The sequence below is a fragment of the Streptomyces sp. CB00455 genome (assembly GCF_001905445.1).
Lineage (GTDB): Bacteria > Actinomycetota > Actinomycetes > Streptomycetales > Streptomycetaceae > Streptomyces.
In genome coordinates this window covers 960,079-975,571 of the sequence record NZ_LIVQ01000002.1, presented here as the reverse complement: position 1 = coordinate 975,571, position 15,493 = coordinate 960,079, and the positions used below count along the sequence as shown (strand labels likewise).

Below are 15,493 nucleotides of genomic sequence, written 5' to 3'. Positions count from 1 at the left end.
GGCCCCGGCGCCCCCGGTACTCCCGACTCCCCGGCCGGAGGCTCCGCCTGATGCTCAGCGCCCACCTCGCGGCCGCCACCTCGGCTGCCGCTGCCGCCACCACCGCTCCCGCGGCCCAAGGGCCAGGACCCGGCTTCCTCTCCCCGACGGGAGTCGAGATCGCCTTCGTGCTCGTCGGCCTCGCCACCCTCGGCGCGGCCCTCGTCACGGTGACCACCAGGCAGCTCGTGCACGCCGCCCTCTGGCTGGTCGTCGCGCTCGGCGGCATCGCCGTCGAGTACCTCCTGCTCACCGCCGAGTTCATCGCCTGGGTCCAGGTCCTGATCTACCTCGGTTCCGTGGTCGTCCTCCTCCTCTTCGGGCTGATGCTGACCAAGGCCCCCATCGGCCGCTCCCCGGACGCCGACTCCGGCAACCGCCCACTCGCGCTGGGCGTCGCCGTCGTCGCGGCCGCCGCGCTCGTCTGGGTCGTCGTCGACGCCTTCCGCACGACCTGGATCGACCTCGACGGCCCGGTCCAGGGCTCCACGAAGGTCTCCGGCGAGATCCTCTTCCAGCACTGGGTGCTGCCCTTCGAAGCCCTCTCCGTCCTCCTCCTCGCGGCCCTGATCGGCGCCATCGTGCTGTCCCGCAGGAACGACCCCGCCGACGCCCGTGACAAGGGGCAGCGCTGATGCACCTCGCCTACCCCGCCGTCCTCGCGGCGCTCGTCTTCTGCACGGGCCTGTACGGCGTCCTTGCCCGCCGCAACGCCATCCTGGTCCTGATGTCCGTCGAGCTGATGCTCAACGCCGTCAACCTCAACCTGGTGGCCTTCGACGTCTGGCTGCGCGACACCCTGCACGCCGGCCAGGCCCTCACCCTCTTCACCATCGCCATCGCCGCCGCCGAGATCGGCATCGGCCTCGCCATCGTGCTGATGGTGTACCGCAACCGGGGCACCTCGGACATCGACCGGCTCCGTGACACCGCCGAAAGCCACGAGTCCGACCAGGCCACCGGCACCAGTACCGGCCCCGGCCCCGGCACCGACAGCAGCAGCGCCGGCACCGCCCGGCCGGAGGTCGCCGCGTGAGCACCACGACCCTCGCCGTCCTGGCCCCCCTCCTGCCCTTCCTGGGCGCCGTGGCGGGACTGCTCCTCGGCCGCACCGCCCCCGGCTTCGTCCGGCCGCTCGCCCTCCTGCCGACGCTCGGCGCGGCCGTACTGGCCGTCGTCGTCGCCATCCGCCAGGGCGGCGGCAAGACCATCGACGCCGCCACCGAACTGACCCCGACCGGCTCGGTGCCCATCGAGCTCTCGCTCCACCTGGACGGCTTCGCCGTGCTGGTCGCCGTCGTCGTCGGGGTCGTCGCCACCTGCGTCCAGATCTACTCGACGGCGTACCTCCGCGATGACCCGCGCTACCCGTCGTACGCCGCTCTGGTCTCCCTGTTCACCTCCGCCATGCTGCTCGTCGTCTACTCGGGCGACCTGATGGTGCTGCTGGTCGGCTGGGAGGTCATGGGCATCTGTTCGTACTTCCTGGTGGGGCACTACTGGGAGACCGAGGCGGCCCGCTCCGCCTCCCTCAAGGCATTCCTCGTCACGAAGCTCGGCGACGTCCCCTTCCTCATCGGCCTGTTCGCGCTCGCCACCGACGCCGGGTCCTTCCAGATCACCAAGATCCTGGGCACCGTCGCCGCGGGCGGACTCGACCGGCCGACGCTCGTCGCCCTGCTGCTCCTCGCCGGAGTCGCCGGCAAATCCGCGCAGTTCCCGCTGCACACCTGGCTCCCGGACGCCATGGCCGGCCCCACGCCGGTCTCCGCGCTGATCCACGCCGCGACGATGGTCGCCGCCGGCGTCTACTTCATCGCCCGTCTCCTCCCCGTCTTCGCGGCCTCCCGCGCCGCGCTGGTGGTCATGGCCGTCATGGCGGCCGTCACGATGGTGGGATCCGGCCTCGCCGCCCTGGCCCAGGACGACATCAAGCGGGTACTCGCCTACTCCACCGTCGGTCAGCTCGGCTACATGACCGGCGCGCTGGCCGTCGGCGACCGCGGCGCCGCCGTCTTCCACCTCATGTCCCACGGCGCCTTCAAGGCACTGCTGTTCCTCGGGGCGGGCGTCATCATCCACGCCGCCGGGACGAACTCCCTGGCCGCCATGTCCCGGACGGGCGGCCTGGCCAAGCGCATCCCCGATGCCTTCTGGACGATGACGATCGGGCTGCTCGCGCTCGTCGCGATCCCGCCCTTCGCCGGCTTCTTCTCCAAGGAAGCCGTCCTCGTCGCCGCCGAGCACGCCGCCACCGGGCACTCGGACTTCGCACCCGGCGCCGCCGGCTGGGTCGTTCTGGTCGCGGGCGTACTGACCGCGCTGCTCACGGCCGCCTACGCCACCCGGCTGTGGCTGATGGCCTTCCGCGGCCGGGGCGCCGCCGCCCCCGACCACGGCAAGGAGCCCATCGCCATGACCGGCGTGCTGTGGCTGCTGGCCGTCCCGTCCGTCGGCCTCGGCCTCGCGGCGGCCCCCCTCGCCGACTGGTTCGACGGCGGGCAGCTCACCCCGACCCTGGCCACCTCGGTCCTCGGCACCGGAGCCGCGGCCATCGGCGCCCTGCTCACCTACGCCCTCTGGCAGCGCGCCGAGGCGAAGACCGGGACCGCCCCCGTGGCGGTCGGCCCCGCCGCCGGAGCGGTGGCCGACCAGCCCGCCGCCGTCGCCGCCGCAGTGTCCGCCGCCACCGCCGCCGCCGAATCGGCGGCGGAGACCCCCGAAGTCGGCGAGGTCACCCACGAGCACCCCGCCGTCCCCGCGGGCGCCGCCCCCGACCCCGGACGCGCCCTCCTCGGCCCGCTCCACCGCCACGCCGCCGACGGCTTCCACCTCGACGCCGTCTACGACCGGCTCTTCGTCCGCCCCGTCCGCGCGGCCGCGACCCTGGTCCGCTTCCTCGACCGCGAGGTCGTGGACACCTACGTCCGCGGCGCGGGCGCCGGTCCCCGGCTGCTCGGCAGCCTCGTACGCCGCGCCCAGACCGGCAACGTGCAGAGCTACCTGAGCGCCCTGCTCGCCGGCGCCGTGGTCCTGGCGATCGCCACCGCCGTCCTCGCCAACGTCAACGCCGGATCGTGAGCCGTGAGTCAGCCGTGATTGATATCAGTCCGTCCGTGATGCAGTTCCTTCTGGCGTTCATCGTGGCCGCACCCCTCCTCGGCGCAGTCGCGGCGCTCCTGCCGGCCCCGCCCGGCCTCAAGGGCCGCAGCCCCGAGCAGGCGGTGCTGCGCCACGGCGTGACCGTGACCGGCGTCACCCTCGCCGCGGCGATCGCCCTCACCCTGGGCTTCGACCACGGCGCCCCGTCCCGCTTCCAGGCGACGACGGACATCAGCTGGATCCCGGCGCTGAACGTCCGGCTCCACCTCGGCATCGACGGCATCTCGCTCCCCCTCCTCCTGATGACCGCGCTGCTGTTCTTCCTCTGCGCGCTCTACAGCTACTTCAAGCTCCCCGAGGGCCCCTCCCCGAAGGTCTTCGTCGCCCTGCTGCTCGTCCTCGAATCCGGCACCCTCGCCACCTTCGCCGTCCTCGACCTGCTGCTCTTCTTCCTCGCCTTCGAGATGGTCCTCATCCCGATGTACTTCCTCATCGCCCGCTGGGGCGGCGCTCAGCGGCAGGCCGCCGCCTGGAAGTTCATCCTCTACACGCTCCTCGGCTCCGTCGTCATGCTGATCGGCCTGCTGCTGATCGGCCTGAACAGCGGCACTTTCGACATGGTGGCACTCGCCTCTGACAACGGCCGCGGACTGACCCACACCACCCAGCTCCTGGCCGTCCTCGCCATCGGCACCGGCCTCGCCGTCAAGACCCCCATGTGGCCGCTGCACAGCTGGCTGCCCGACGCCCACACCGCCGCGCCCACCGTGGGCTCCGTCCTGCTCGCCGGCGTCCTGCTCAAGATGGGCACCTACGGCTTCGTCCGCATCCTGCTGCCCGTCACGCCCGACGGCATGGCCACCTTCGCCCCCTACCTGGGCGCCTTCGCCGCCGTCGGCATCGTCTACGGGTCCCTCGCCTGCCTCGCACTGGCCCGCAAGGGGAACAAGGGCGACCTCAAGCGCCTCATCGCGTACTCCTCCGTCGGCCACATGGGCTTCGTGCTCCTCGGCATCGCGTCCATGACGCCCACCGGCGTCAACGGCGCGCTCTTCGCCAACATCGCCCACGGCCTGATCACCGGCCTGCTCTTCTTCCTGGTCGGCGCCCTCAAGGACCGCTACGGCACCGCCGACCTCGACACCCTCTCCGGAGCCACCGGCGCCGCCCTCTACGGCCGCGCCCCCCGCCTCGGCGCCCTCCTCGCCTTCGCCGCCGTCGCCTCCCTCGGCCTCCCCGGGCTGGCCGGCTTCTGGGGCGAGATGCTGGCCCTCTTCGGCGCCTTCGACCCCGCCGACGGGCTGCCCCGCCCCGCCTTCCTCACCTACATGGCCGTCGGAGCGTTCGGCACCCTGCTGACCGCCGCCTACCTCCTGATCGTCGTCCGGCGCGTCTGCATGGGCGACCCCAAGGCCGGTCCCGAGCTCACCGTCGCGGACATCCGGCACTACGAGTTCGCGGCCTGGACCCCGCTGGCCGCCCTCACCGTCCTCGCCGGCCTGTGGCCCGCCATCCTCCTCGGCCTCACCGACCCGGCCGTCCAGAAGCTCCTCGCAGGAGGCACCTCATGACGGCCCTCACGGTCCTGTCCGCCGAGACCCCCAGCCTCGTCCAGTCCATCGACTGGCTCGCCCTCGCTCCCGTCGTCATCACCGCCGCCGTCGGCCTGGCCGTCCTGGTCGCCGACCTCTTCGTACCGGAGCGGCAAAGGCCCGTCCTCGGCTGGATCTGCGTCGCCGGCCTCGCCGCCGCGACCGCCACGCTCCTGCCCCTGCGTGCCGGCGACCGCACCACCTTCTGCCTCACCGGCGACCCCGCCGCCTGCAGCTACACCGCCGACCACTTCGCGCTCGTCATCCAGTTCCTGGTGCTGGCGGGCGCCCTGGTCACCGCGCTGCTGTCGGTCACCGCCGTACACGACGCGCGCATGCCCGCCGGCGAGTACTGGTTCCTGCTGCTCTCCAGTGCCGCCGGCGCGGCCCTGCTGCCCGCGGCCCGCGACCTGGCCACCCTGATCGTCGCCCTGGAGGTCGCCTCGCTGCCCGCCTTCGCCCTGGTCGGCATGCGCCGCGGCGACCGGCTCTCCTCCGAGGCCGCCCTCAAGTTCTTCCTCTCCTCCGTCACCGCCACCGCCGTGTCGCTGATGGGCGTCAGCTTCGTCTACGCCGCCACCGGGTCCCTGCACCTCAGCCAGGTCGCCGACCGGCTCGAAGAGGTCCCCGGGCAGCTCGACACCCTCGCCATGGCCGGTGTCGCGCTCACTCTCGTCGGCTTCGCCTTCAAGACCGCGGCCGTCCCCTTCCACTTCTGGGTCCCCGACACCTACGTCGGCGCCCCCCTGCCCATCGCCGGCTACCTCTCGGTGATCGGCAAAGCCGTCGGCTTCTCCGGCCTCATCCTCGTCACGGTGATCGCCTTCCCCGCGTACTCCGACATCTGGGGCCCCGCCCTCGCCGTCCTGGCCGCGCTCACCATGACCCTCGGCAACGCCGCCGCCCTGCGCCAGTCCGCGGACCGCCCGAACAGCGCCGTGCGGCTGCTCGCCTGGTCCTCGGTCGGGCAGGCCGGCTACCTGCTGGTCCCGATCGCCGCGGCCGCCTACTCCGGACGCTCCCAGGTCGGCTCCACCGTCGCCTACGCCCTCATGTACGGCGCCGTGAACCTCGGCGCCTTCGCCGTGGCCGCCCTGGTCGCCCGCACGAAGCCGCTCCAGCGGATCAGCGACTACCGGGGCCTGTACGCGCGGCGCCCGTCGGCCGCGCTCTCGCTGGCCTTCTTCCTGCTGTGCCTGGCCGGCCTGCCGCCCGGCATCATCGGCCTCTTCGCCAAGGTCACCGTCTTGCGCTCGGCGGTGGACGCCGGCCTGGGCTGGCTCGCCGTGGTCATGGCGGTCAATGTCGTCGTCGCCCTCTACTACTACCTGCGGTGGACCGCGCTGCTCTTCCGCTCGCCCCAGGAAGCCGAGGCCCCCGCGGGCGCCGGGGACGCGGCCGCCCGCGCCGCGGCCCCCTGGCCCGTCACCGCCGCCATCGTCCTCACCGCCGCCACCGCGCTCGTGCTCTCCGGGGCCCCGCAGCTCGTCCTGCGCTTCGCGTCGGGCAGCCTCTTCCCGCAGTAGCCGCGCAGCAGCCCACGGCTTGCGTAACCCCGACGGAGCAACGCACGCCGCCGCCCCGCCGCCCCCGCACCCCGGGCGGCGGGGCGCGCCCGTGCGGGGAACCTGACGCCCTCACCTCGCGTTGACCAGGAAGGGAGGGTCCACTGGACCGTAGACCCCCAGACCATGACGGGCTCCCCTGCCGCACCACTTGGAGGGCGTACCGTGCACCGCCGGCACAACGGGCTCAAAACCGCCGTACTCCTCGGCGGGCTGTCCGCACTCATCATCCTCATCGGGAGCTTCTTCGGCCGCGGCGGCCTGATCGTCGCCGTCGTCATCGCGCTCGGGACGAACGCGTACGCGTACTGGAACAGCGACAAGCTGGCTCTGCGCGCGATGCGCGCCCGCCCCGTCAGCGAGTTCGAAGCCCCCCAGCTTTACCGCATGGTGCGCGAGCTCTCCACCTCCGCGCGCCAGCCCATGCCGCGCCTCTACATCTCGCCCACCGAGGCGCCCAACGCCTTCGCCACCGGTCGCAATCCGCGCAACGCCGCGGTCTGCTGCACCGAGGGCATCCTGCGCATCCTCGACGAGCGCGAGCTGCGCGGGGTCATCGGCCACGAGCTCAGCCACGTCTACAACCGGGACATCCTGATCTCGTCGGTGGCCGGCGCCCTGGCCTCGGTGATCATGTTCCTGGTGAATTTCGCCTGGCTGATACCGGTCGGCCGCTCGAACGACGACGAGGGCCCCGGCCTCTTCGGCATGCTGCTGATCATGATCCTCGGGCCGCTGGCCGCCTCCGTGATCCAGCTGGCCATCAGCCGCTCGCGCGAGTACGAGGCCGACGCCTCGGGCGCCCAGCTCACCGGGGACCCGCTGGCCCTGGCCGGCGCCCTGCGCAAGCTCGACGCGGGCACCAAGCAGCTCCCGCTGCCGCCGGAACCCCGGCTGGAGACGGCCAGCCACATGATGATCGCCAACCCGTTCCGTCCCGGTGAGGGCCTGTCCAAGATGTTCTCGACCCACCCTCCGATGGCCGAGCGCATCGCCCGGCTCGAACAGATGGCAGGACGCAGGCAGTGAAGACCATCCTCAATGTCATCTGGCTCGTACTCAGCGGCATCTGGCTGTTCCTCGGCTACTGCCTCGCGGGCCTGATCCTCTGCATCACCGTCATCGGCATCCCCTTCGGGGTCGCCGCTTTCCGCATCGCCGTCTACGCCCTGTGGCCCTTCGGGTACACCACGGTCGAGCGCCACGACGCAGGAGCGGGCTCCTGCCTGGGCAATGTCCTGTGGCTGCTCCTGGCGGGCTGGTGGCTGGCCATCGGACACATCGTCACCGGCCTCGCCCTGTGCGTGACGATCATCGGCATCCCCTTCGGCATCGCCAACTTCAAGATGGTCCCGCTCTCCCTGCTCCCGCTGGGCCGCGAAATCGTCCCCACCGACGCGCCGTTCGCCTCGCGCTGACCAGGGCGTTCCTGATCCGCCCGGCCCTCGCGAAGGGGGTTGTCCACAGGGGGTGCGGGCTGTCAGTGGGCTCGGTCACCATGAACGCATGAACGAGACCGAGCAGTTGCTGGAGCAAGTCGCAGCCCGTGCGTGCCAGTCCGCGCACGGGCATGGAAAGCCCCTGCCCGCCCCGCTGGGCGCCCGGCAGATCACCCGGGCCGAAGCCGTGATCGGATTCCCCCTGCCACCCCTGCTCGCCCAGTTGTACACGCGCGTCGCCGACGGCGGATTCGGCCCCGAGCGCGGCCTGCTGCCCCTCGGTCGGGCGACGCGGGACTACACGCAGCGGCGCGCATCCGGCTGGCGCTGGCCCGAGGGAGTACTGCCGATAGCGGACTTCGGCTGCTCCGTGTACGCATGCGTGGACTGCCGTTCCGAAAGCGCCCAAGTCCTGCTGTTCGACCCGAATCCGGGGGAGCCGGAGCTCGCCTGGTCCATCGACAGCCCGAGCCTGGCGGGCTGGCTCCACGCCTGGCTCGACGGCACCGCCTGGTACTGCGAGGAGTCGGGAGCGGGGGAGGACTACGACCTCGAACCAGTCCCCTGGCCGGTTTAGATCCCGGATCTGAACCGGCCGCGCAGGGCGTGGAGCAGCGCACCCAGCGCCAGTACCGCCGCCCCCGAGACCGCCGACGCCGGGGGCAGCGCGCAAGCCAGCACCACACAGCCGGACAGCCCGACCGCTGCCACGGCCCGGTCCTTGACACCTCCATCGAGAGTCCATGCGGAGACGTTCGCGATCGCGTAGTAGGTCAGCACCCCGAAAGAGGAGAAGCCGATCGCGCCCCGCAGATCGGCGGTCGCCGCCAGCACCGCCACGACCGCACCGACCGCCAACTCCGCACGGTGCGGAACCCGGTACCGGGGATGTACGGCGGCCAGCGCACGGGGGAAGTGGCCGTCCCGGGCCATCGCCATCGTGGTCCGCGACACCCCGAGCACCAGCGCCAGCAGTGAGCCCAGCGCCGCCACCGCCGCACCGACCCGGACCACGGGGGCCGCCGCGGGCCACCCGGCCGCCCCGACCGCGTCGGCGAGCGGCGCAGACGAGGCCGCCAGCCCGCCGTGGCCCAGTACCGACAACGCCGCCACCGCCACGGCGGCATAGACCAGCAGGGCGATCCCCAGAGCGAGCGGCACCGCCCGCGGGATGGTCCGCTCCGGATCGCGCACCTCCTCACCCAGGGTGGTGATCCGCGCATAGCCCGCGAAGGCGAAGAACAGCAGCCCGGCGCCCTGCAACAGCCCCACGGCGCCCCGGCCCGCGCCACCGAGCCGCCCCGCCCCGGCCGCACCCGAGCCCAGACACACCACGACCACCCCGGCCAGAACCGCCAGCACCACCGCCACGATCACCCGCGAGACCCGGGCGGACCGCTGCACACCGCCGTAGCCCGCGGCGGTCAGCGCCACCACCGCGGCGACGGCCACGGCGTGCCGCTGTCCCGGCCAGAGGTACGCGCCGACGGTCAGCGCCATCGCCGCGCAGGACGCCGTCTTGCCCACCACGAAGGCCCAGCCGGCCAGATACCCCCAGAAGGGCCCCAGCCGCTCGCGCCCGTAGACGTAGGTGCCGCCGGAGGACGGATACCGGGCGGCGAGCCGAGCCGACGAATGCGCGTTGCAGTAGGCCACCAGGGCCGCCGTCGCGAGGGCAGCGAGCAGCGCACCGCCCGCGGCGCGTGCCGCCGGGGCGAGGGCGGTGAAGATGCCGGCGCCGACCATCGCACCCAGCCCGACCACGACCGCGTCGAAAACCCCCAGGGTGCGCTTCAGTTCGTGGGCCACGGGCGGAGGGTAACCGTCCTGGATGACGCCTTCCCGGCCGGCGGGCGGCATCCGCGTGCGCTCCCACCCCTCCAGCGCGGTCACACAGGCGTGGTCGAGGTGGCGCAATCCGCTCGGATCGAGCCGGACCGCTTCCCTGCGAAGCGGTAGCGCGACGAGCGTGACGACGACGGACGCCACGAAGTCCTCGCGCAACGAACGGGCCCCAGCCACGCGAGAACCCCCTGCCACGCGGTGATGGGGCCCGCCCAGCGTGGTGGGCGCACCCACCCCCGCCCGAGTGCCCGCGGAAGTCCACACAGGCGGGCGGCGCCGCTCACGCCCCACGCACCTCCCGCAACCGCCGCGGCCCGGCGGTCCGTGAGGACCGCCGGGCCGGCGTGCGGACAGGTGCGGGACCTGGGTCAGCGGTAGTTCACGAACTGGATCGCGAAGTCCAGGTCCTTGCCCTTGAGCAGTGCCTGGACCTCCTGGAGGTCGTCACGGCTCTTGGAGCTGACGCGCAGCTCCTCACCCTGGACCTGGGCCTTGACGCCCTTGGGGCCCTCATCGCGGATGATCTTCGCCACCTTCTTGGCGTTCTCCTGCGAGATGCCCTCTTCGATGGTCGCGAAGATCTTGTACTCCTTGCCGGACAGCTGCGGCTCTCCGGCGTCGAGCGCCTTGAGCGAGATCCCGCGCTTGACCAGCTTGGTCTCGAAGACGTCGAGGACGGCCTTGACGCGCTCCTCGGAGTTCGCCTCCATCAGGATCTTCTCGCCGGACCAGGCGATCGTGGCTCCGGTGCCCTTGAAGTCGTAGCGCTGCGAGAGTTCCTTGGCGGCCTGGTTGAGGGCGTTGTCGACCTCCTGCCGCTCGACCTTCGAGACGATGTCGAAACTGGAGTCGGCCATGTGCTGTGGCTCCTTGAGGTTGGTGGTGATCAGCCCGGAGGCCGCGGCCGGACATCCCCGGCCCGCTCCGCAAAGCCTAGCCACCGTGCCCACCCGCAGCGCTGATCAATCCTGTGGCGAAGCACCCCCGGTCATCGGGTATCGTTTACGTCGTTGCCACGGAGCGCCGCCGAAAGGCGGAAAGACGGCAGCGAACATGGCGGTGTGCCCGAGTGGCCAAAGGGAGCAGACTGTAAATCTGCCGGCTCAGCCTACCCAGGTTCGAACCCTGGCGCCGCCACGCGATGTGAGACCCCCGTTACTGCGGAAGCGCAGTAACGGGGGTCTTCTCGTATGCGGCCGCGACCCCCTCGTCCCCGTCCAGGACGGCTACGGCCAGTGGCGCGGCCAGGACGGCAAGAGCGTCCGCGAGACCTCTACGAGGTGGTGCTCCTGTACCCCGAGAAGGAGGCCGACGCGCGCGGCGGTCGCACCGAGCGGATCCGGCAGGCGTAGGAGGAGCAGTACCGGCAGGATTCGGTCGGCCGCTCCGACGACAAGGTCAGCGCCGGGTTCTGAGCCGTCCGGGGCCCGTCAGTTGCCGGCCACGGCCTTGACCGCCACCGTGATCGGGGTCGAGCCGGAAACCAGCTCCAGGGTCAGTCCCGCCGTCGCCGGGGTGTCGGCCAGCTCGGCCAGCAGCGCGGCCACGTCGTCGCGCGGGACGGAGCCGCGACCCGTGTGCGCCTCCAGGCGTACCAGGCCCGTCCCCGCGTCGTCCGTCAGCGAGCCGGGGCGCAGGATCGTCCACTCCAGACCCAGCCGGGTGCGCAGGTGGTCGTCGGCCTCTCCCTTGGCCCGCAGGTAGACGTCGAACACCTCGTCACCCTCGTGCCGTGCGTCCGCGCCCATCGAAGAGACCATCAGGAAGCGCCGTACCCGAGCCCGTTCGGCGGCGTCGGCGAACAGCGTCGCCGCTGCGAAGTCCACGGTCTCCTTGCGGCCGACGGCACTGCCCGGGCCCGCCCCGGCGGCGAAGACCGCCACGTCCGCGCCGTGCAGGATCCCCGCGACGTGCTCCACCGACGCCGACTCCAGATCGCAGAGCACCGGCTCGGCTCCGGCCTCCCTGAGGGCGTCGCCCTGTTCCGGGTTGCGGATGATGCCCGCTACCTCGTACCCGCGCGCGGCGAGCAGGCGCTCCAGCCGCAGCGCGATCTGACCGTGTCCACCCGCGATGACGATGCGCATGGTCCGACCGTACGTCGAGCCGGGCCCCTGCGCCCGCGAACGCCGGGCGGCCCCTCACGGGGCGGGCTCGGTCCGCCCCTGCCGGGGCAGGTCCAGAGCCACCGCGACGGCGGAGTCGCAGTACTCCCGGACCGCACTCGTACGGGCTACCACGCGGCCGCGGTGGATCACGATGCGGCTGTACGCCAGGGACAGCACCCCGGCGATCCGGTCCCCGCGGACGGCAAGCAGCTCCGCGGGAAAACCGGCCTCGACCCGGACCTCCGGCAGACCCATGGCCTCACGGGCCCAGGAGCTGACCGACGCATAGGCCTCGCCCGGCCGCAGGCCGCCCTGGGAGGCGAGCAGGTAGGCAGCCTCCAGGGGATCACCCCGGCCGACCGGGTTCCCGGCGTCCCGCAGTGCTCCGCTGCCGGCCGCGACCCGCACGCCGGCGGCCCGCAGCAGGCGTACGGGGGCGGTGCGCAGGCCGCGGCGCTCCAGGGCCGCGCAGTCGCCCTGGGGCAGGCAGGTGACCCGTACACCGGCTGCGGCCAACTGGTCGGCGGCGCGGGTCGCGGCATCCAGCGGGAGCCGGGACAGGCCGCCGCAGGGCCCGATGGTGACCCCCGGGCGCAGCCCGCCGGCCATCGCGGCGAGCCGGGCCAGGCGGCCGGGGTCGTCACCGTCCGTGTGCAGGTCCACGGGGCAGCCGTGTTCGCCGGCGAGTTCCAGGACGGCTTCGAGGAAGCCCGTCGGGTCGGGGTCCAGGTCGGGACAGCCGCCGATCACGGAAGCGCCCATCTTGACCGCGTCCCGCAGCATCGCGAGCCCGTCGGTGCCGGCCATCCCGGTCAGCAGCCGCGGGACGGCGACGGTGGTCAGATCCGTGAGACCGCGCAGCGAGCGCCGGGCCTGGAGCGCCGCCTCCATGGGGCCGAGGCCGTACACGTCGCCGATCCGGACGTGGGAGCGGACGGCGGTGGCGCCGTGTCCCAGCTGGAGGAGGGCCGCTTCGGTGGCCCGCCGCTGGACCTCCTCGGGGGCGTAGGAGACGGGCCCCTCGCCGTCGGCGGTCAGGGCGGTGTCCCCGTGGGCGTGCGGCTCGGCGGGCGCGGGCAGCAGCAGGTAGCCGCCGAGGTCCACCCGGGGCAGGGCGGGGGCCGGGAGGCTCCCGGCGGTTCCGACGGCCTGGATCCGGCCGCCGCTGAGACGGACGTCGACGGTCCGGCCGTCGGTGAGCCGGGCCCCGGCGAGCAGCAGGGTGGTGGCCTCGGCGGCGGCGTCGCCGTGGCTGGGGCCGTGACCCCGAGCGGGGCCGTGCCCCCGGCCCTCGCCGCCGCCGCTGCGCGGCGAATGGAACGGCTGCGGCGGCTGGCTGTCGGACATCGCGCTCCTGCGGGGGCTCGGGCGGTCTGGGCCCTGGCCGCGCCCGCGGCCCAAGATCACGCAGCGTGCTCAGAGCCTAGGGCGCGGGAGAGCCCGCCTCGCGGAGGAGCGAAATAGTCGTACCGGTGTGGTCCCGAACGTGCCTGGGCGACGTACCGAGCGAGGGCGCGCTCCGGCAGCGCGCGACGGCTCCTCGGAGGAGGGAGGCGATGTGAGCCCGCACACATTTCGTGCCCGAAGTGGCCGGTGAGCCCCTGATGGACTGATCAAGAAAGACTTCCCGACCCCCTCGGAGTCCGGTCCCCGCAAAGGATTTGGGCGACGGCTGGCAACCGTGTAATGTCTTCCTCGCTCGCCCCAATAGCTCAGTCGGTAGAGCGTCTCCATGGTAAGGAGAAGGTCTGCGGTTCGATTCCGCATTGGGGCTCTGGTGAGAGAGGTTCCCCACCCTCGGGTGGGGAGCGGATCACATCAAAGCGGCGTAGCTCAGTCGGTAGAGCAAGCGGCTCATAATCGCTGTGTCACCGGTTCAAGTCCGGTCGCCGCTACACACAGTAGCCGATTGCGGGGTCGGTCTCCCGATCGGCTACTCTTTTATGCGTTCATCCGTCCTATAGTCCGTCAAGGAGCACTCACGTGGCTGCCACCGACGTCCGCCCGAAGATCACGCTGGCCTGCGTGGAGTGCAAGGAGCGGAACTACATCACCAAGAAGAACCGGCGTAACGACCCGGACCGTCTTGAGATGAAGAAGCACTGCCCGCGTTGCAACTCGCACACCGCGCACCGCGAGACCCGCTGACCCCAGCGAAGTCTCGAATACAGGCACCGTCACGAGGTCGTCCCCTTCATTGGGGGGCGGCCTCGTGTCGTTTTCCGGCACACTCGCGTGCCGGTCTTTGTCGATGTTCATGGTTGTACCGGCAGTGGTCTTGGCACTTGTCTTGTCATTGCATCTGTCTTCGTGTCATTCGTGTCCCTTCATCAGGAGGTAGTGAGCATGACTCTCGACCAGTCCTTCGTGGGGCGGAGCTACCCGCCCACCGATCCGTACGAGGTCGGCCGGGAGAAGATCCGCGAATTCGCGGTCGCGGTGGGTGACGCCAATCCCGTCTACACCGATCCCGAAGCCGCCAAGGCGCACGGCTACCCCGATGTGATCGCTCCGCCGACTTTCGTGTTCGCGATCACGTTCACGGCTGCCGGGCAGGTCATCGAGGACCCGCAGCTGGGGCTGGACTACAGCCGCGTCGTCCACGGCGACCAGAAGTTCGCGTACTCCCGCCCGGTGCGGGCCGGTGACCGGCTCACGGTGACCTCCACGATCGAGGCCGTGAAGTCCCTCGCGGGCAACGACATCATCGACATCCGCGGCGAGGTCCACGACGAGACCGGCGAGCACGTGGTGACGGCCTGGACGAAGCTCGTCTCCCGCGCCCCCCAGGAGGCCTGACATGGCAGCGCAGATCCAGTACGCCGACGTCGAGGTCGGAACCGAGCTGCCGGCCGCGTCCTTCCCCGTGACGCGGGCGACCCTCGTGCGCTACGCCGGTGCGTCGGGTGACTTCAACCCGATCCACTGGAACGAGAAGTTCGCCAAGGAGGTGGGACTGCCGGACGTGATCGCGCACGGCATGTTCACCATGGCCGAGGCGATCCGCGTGGTCACCGACTGGGTCGGCGACCCGGGCGCGGTGGTCGAGTACGGCGTCCGCTTCACCAAGCCGGTCGTGGTCCCGAACGACGACCAGGGCGGCCTGATCGAAGTCACCGCCAAGGTCGCGGCCAAGCTGGACGACAACCGCGTCCGCGTCGACCTGACGGCAACGAGCGCCGGCCAGAAGGTCCTGGGCATGTCCCGCGCGGTGGTCGAGCTGGGCTGAGGGCGGGGGCGGGGGCGAGAGCTGTGCCGGGCGGGGCCACGGAGAGCCGGGCGGGGGCTTCGGGGGGCGGGGTCTGTGCCGGTCGGGGTCGCGGAGGGGCGGGCGGGGGCTTCGGGGGCGGGGTCCGCGCTGGTCGGTGTCAGGGATGGGTTGGGGGTTTCCCGTCAGTCTCATCGTCTCTCCGTGTCGGGCCGGGCCCTCAAGGGCGCCCCTTCGTCGCGTCGCTTCGCGATGTCGCTGCGCTCCACCCTTGACCGCCCGTCCCGCCCCGGACATACGAAGACTGCCGGGAACCCCCCAAAGGAACGGGCCGGCTCTCAGATGGATACACGGGGAGATCAGAGAGCCGACTGCCCGCTTCGGCGGGCATGTTCCCGCCCGGGCCCGTAGGCAGGCACGCCCCGGGTCGGGGGGCGCATCAGATCGCTACACAGTGCTCTTGCATGGCGGCTGCCACCTGCTTGTGACCGGGCATAGGCCGCCACAGATCGCTACGCACGTCGCCTGCATGGCGGCTGCCACCTGCTCGTGGCCGGGCATAAGCCGCCTCAGGTTGCTCCACACGTATCCGGGA

At 71.9% G+C, this 15,493-nt stretch carries 15 protein-coding genes and 3 tRNA genes; 14 read left to right on the top strand and 4 right to left on the bottom strand.

The features are described 5' to 3' along the window. The first annotated feature begins 50 nt into the window (after positions 1-50). The 8 genes from AMK16_RS11915 to AMK16_RS11880 all read left to right on the top strand — a co-directional run bounded on the left by AMK16_RS11915 (position 51) and on the right by AMK16_RS11880 (position 8,314). Positions 51-674, top strand: coding sequence for an NADH-quinone oxidoreductase subunit J family protein (locus AMK16_RS11915; RefSeq protein WP_073912985.1), 624 nt, complete (start codon positions 51-53; stop codon positions 672-674). Next, the gene (nuoK, locus tag AMK16_RS11910) at positions 674-1,075 is read left to right on the top strand and encodes an NADH-quinone oxidoreductase subunit NuoK (protein ID WP_199885406.1); all 402 of its coding nucleotides are present in this window, start codon (positions 674-676) and stop codon (positions 1,073-1,075) included. Before AMK16_RS11915 ends, nuoK begins: the two co-directional genes overlap by 1 nt. Continuing rightward, positions 1,072-3,120 (top strand): NADH-quinone oxidoreductase subunit 5 family protein, encoded by a 2,049-nt coding sequence (locus AMK16_RS11905; RefSeq protein WP_073912982.1) that lies wholly within the window; start codon positions 1,072-1,074, stop codon positions 3,118-3,120. The genes nuoK and AMK16_RS11905 overlap by 4 nt, the downstream gene beginning before the upstream one ends. Before the next feature lie 38 nt (positions 3,121-3,158). Further along, entirely contained in the window at positions 3,159-4,712 is a 1,554-nt protein-coding gene (locus AMK16_RS11900; protein ID WP_073912979.1) for a complex I subunit 4 family protein, read from the top strand. Beyond that, a complete protein-coding gene (locus AMK16_RS11895) occupies positions 4,709-6,259 on the top strand; it encodes an NADH-quinone oxidoreductase subunit N (protein ID WP_199885405.1) in 1,551 nt (516 codons plus the stop codon). Before AMK16_RS11900 ends, AMK16_RS11895 begins: the two co-directional genes overlap by 4 nt. Before the next feature lie 204 nt (positions 6,260-6,463). Next, positions 6,464-7,327 (top strand): zinc metalloprotease HtpX, encoded by an 864-nt coding sequence (htpX, locus tag AMK16_RS11890; protein WP_073912976.1) that lies wholly within the window; start codon positions 6,464-6,466, stop codon positions 7,325-7,327. Next, on the top strand, positions 7,324-7,716 hold the full coding sequence (locus AMK16_RS11885) for a YccF domain-containing protein (protein ID WP_073912973.1): 393 nt from the start codon (positions 7,324-7,326) through the stop codon (positions 7,714-7,716). The genes htpX and AMK16_RS11885 overlap by 4 nt, the downstream gene beginning before the upstream one ends. An 88-nt stretch (positions 7,717-7,804) precedes the next feature. Then, entirely contained in the window at positions 7,805-8,314 is a 510-nt protein-coding gene (locus AMK16_RS11880; protein ID WP_073912970.1) for an SMI1/KNR4 family protein, read from the top strand. On the opposite strand, the gene AMK16_RS11875 is transcribed toward AMK16_RS11880, so the two are convergent. After that, complete coding sequence (locus AMK16_RS11875) at positions 8,311-9,597, bottom strand: APC family permease (protein WP_079191486.1); 1,287 nt, start codon at positions 9,595-9,597, stop codon at positions 8,311-8,313. The two genes, AMK16_RS11880 and AMK16_RS11875, sit on opposite strands and share 4 nt — an antisense overlap. Before the next feature lie 353 nt (positions 9,598-9,950). Beyond that, on the bottom strand, positions 9,951-10,439 hold the full coding sequence (locus AMK16_RS11870) for a YajQ family cyclic di-GMP-binding protein (protein ID WP_030009008.1): 489 nt from the start codon (positions 10,437-10,439) through the stop codon (positions 9,951-9,953). Between the two features lie 198 nt (positions 10,440-10,637). Between AMK16_RS11870 and AMK16_RS11865 the strand changes: the two genes are divergently transcribed. Then, a tRNA-Tyr gene (locus tag AMK16_RS11865) sits at positions 10,638-10,719 on the top strand. 293 nt (positions 10,720-11,012) lie between these two features. Here the strand turns inward: AMK16_RS11865 and AMK16_RS11860 are convergent. Next, positions 11,013-11,669 (bottom strand): SDR family oxidoreductase, encoded by a 657-nt coding sequence (locus tag AMK16_RS11860; protein WP_073912967.1) that lies wholly within the window; start codon positions 11,667-11,669, stop codon positions 11,013-11,015. 54 nt (positions 11,670-11,723) lie between these two features. Further along, entirely contained in the window at positions 11,724-13,037 is a 1,314-nt protein-coding gene (locus tag AMK16_RS11855) for an amidohydrolase family protein (protein ID WP_079191453.1), read from the bottom strand. A 354-nt stretch (positions 13,038-13,391) separates the two neighbouring features. Between AMK16_RS11855 and AMK16_RS11850 the strand changes: the two genes are divergently transcribed. The 5 genes from AMK16_RS11850 to AMK16_RS11830 all read left to right on the top strand — a co-directional run bounded on the left by AMK16_RS11850 (position 13,392) and on the right by AMK16_RS11830 (position 14,919). Further along, positions 13,392-13,464: transfer RNA gene (locus tag AMK16_RS11850), tRNA-Thr, on the top strand. 48 nt (positions 13,465-13,512) lie between these two features. Beyond that, positions 13,513-13,585, top strand: a tRNA-Met gene (locus AMK16_RS11845). 88 nt (positions 13,586-13,673) lie between these two features. Further along, positions 13,674-13,838: a 50S ribosomal protein L33 gene (gene rpmG / locus AMK16_RS11840; RefSeq protein ID WP_006604855.1), complete on the top strand. Its 165-nt coding sequence runs from the start codon at positions 13,674-13,676 to the stop codon at positions 13,836-13,838. Positions 13,839-14,036: 198 nt separating this feature from the next. Continuing rightward, on the top strand, positions 14,037-14,489 hold the full coding sequence (locus AMK16_RS11835; RefSeq protein ID WP_073912964.1) for a MaoC family dehydratase N-terminal domain-containing protein: 453 nt from the start codon (positions 14,037-14,039) through the stop codon (positions 14,487-14,489). A gap of 1 nt (position 14,490) precedes the next feature. After that, positions 14,491-14,919 carry a MaoC family dehydratase gene (locus AMK16_RS11830; RefSeq protein WP_073912961.1) on the top strand — a complete coding sequence of 143 codons (429 nt, stop codon included), beginning with the start codon at positions 14,491-14,493 and terminating at the stop codon, positions 14,917-14,919. Positions 14,920-15,493: the final 574 nt, after the last annotated feature.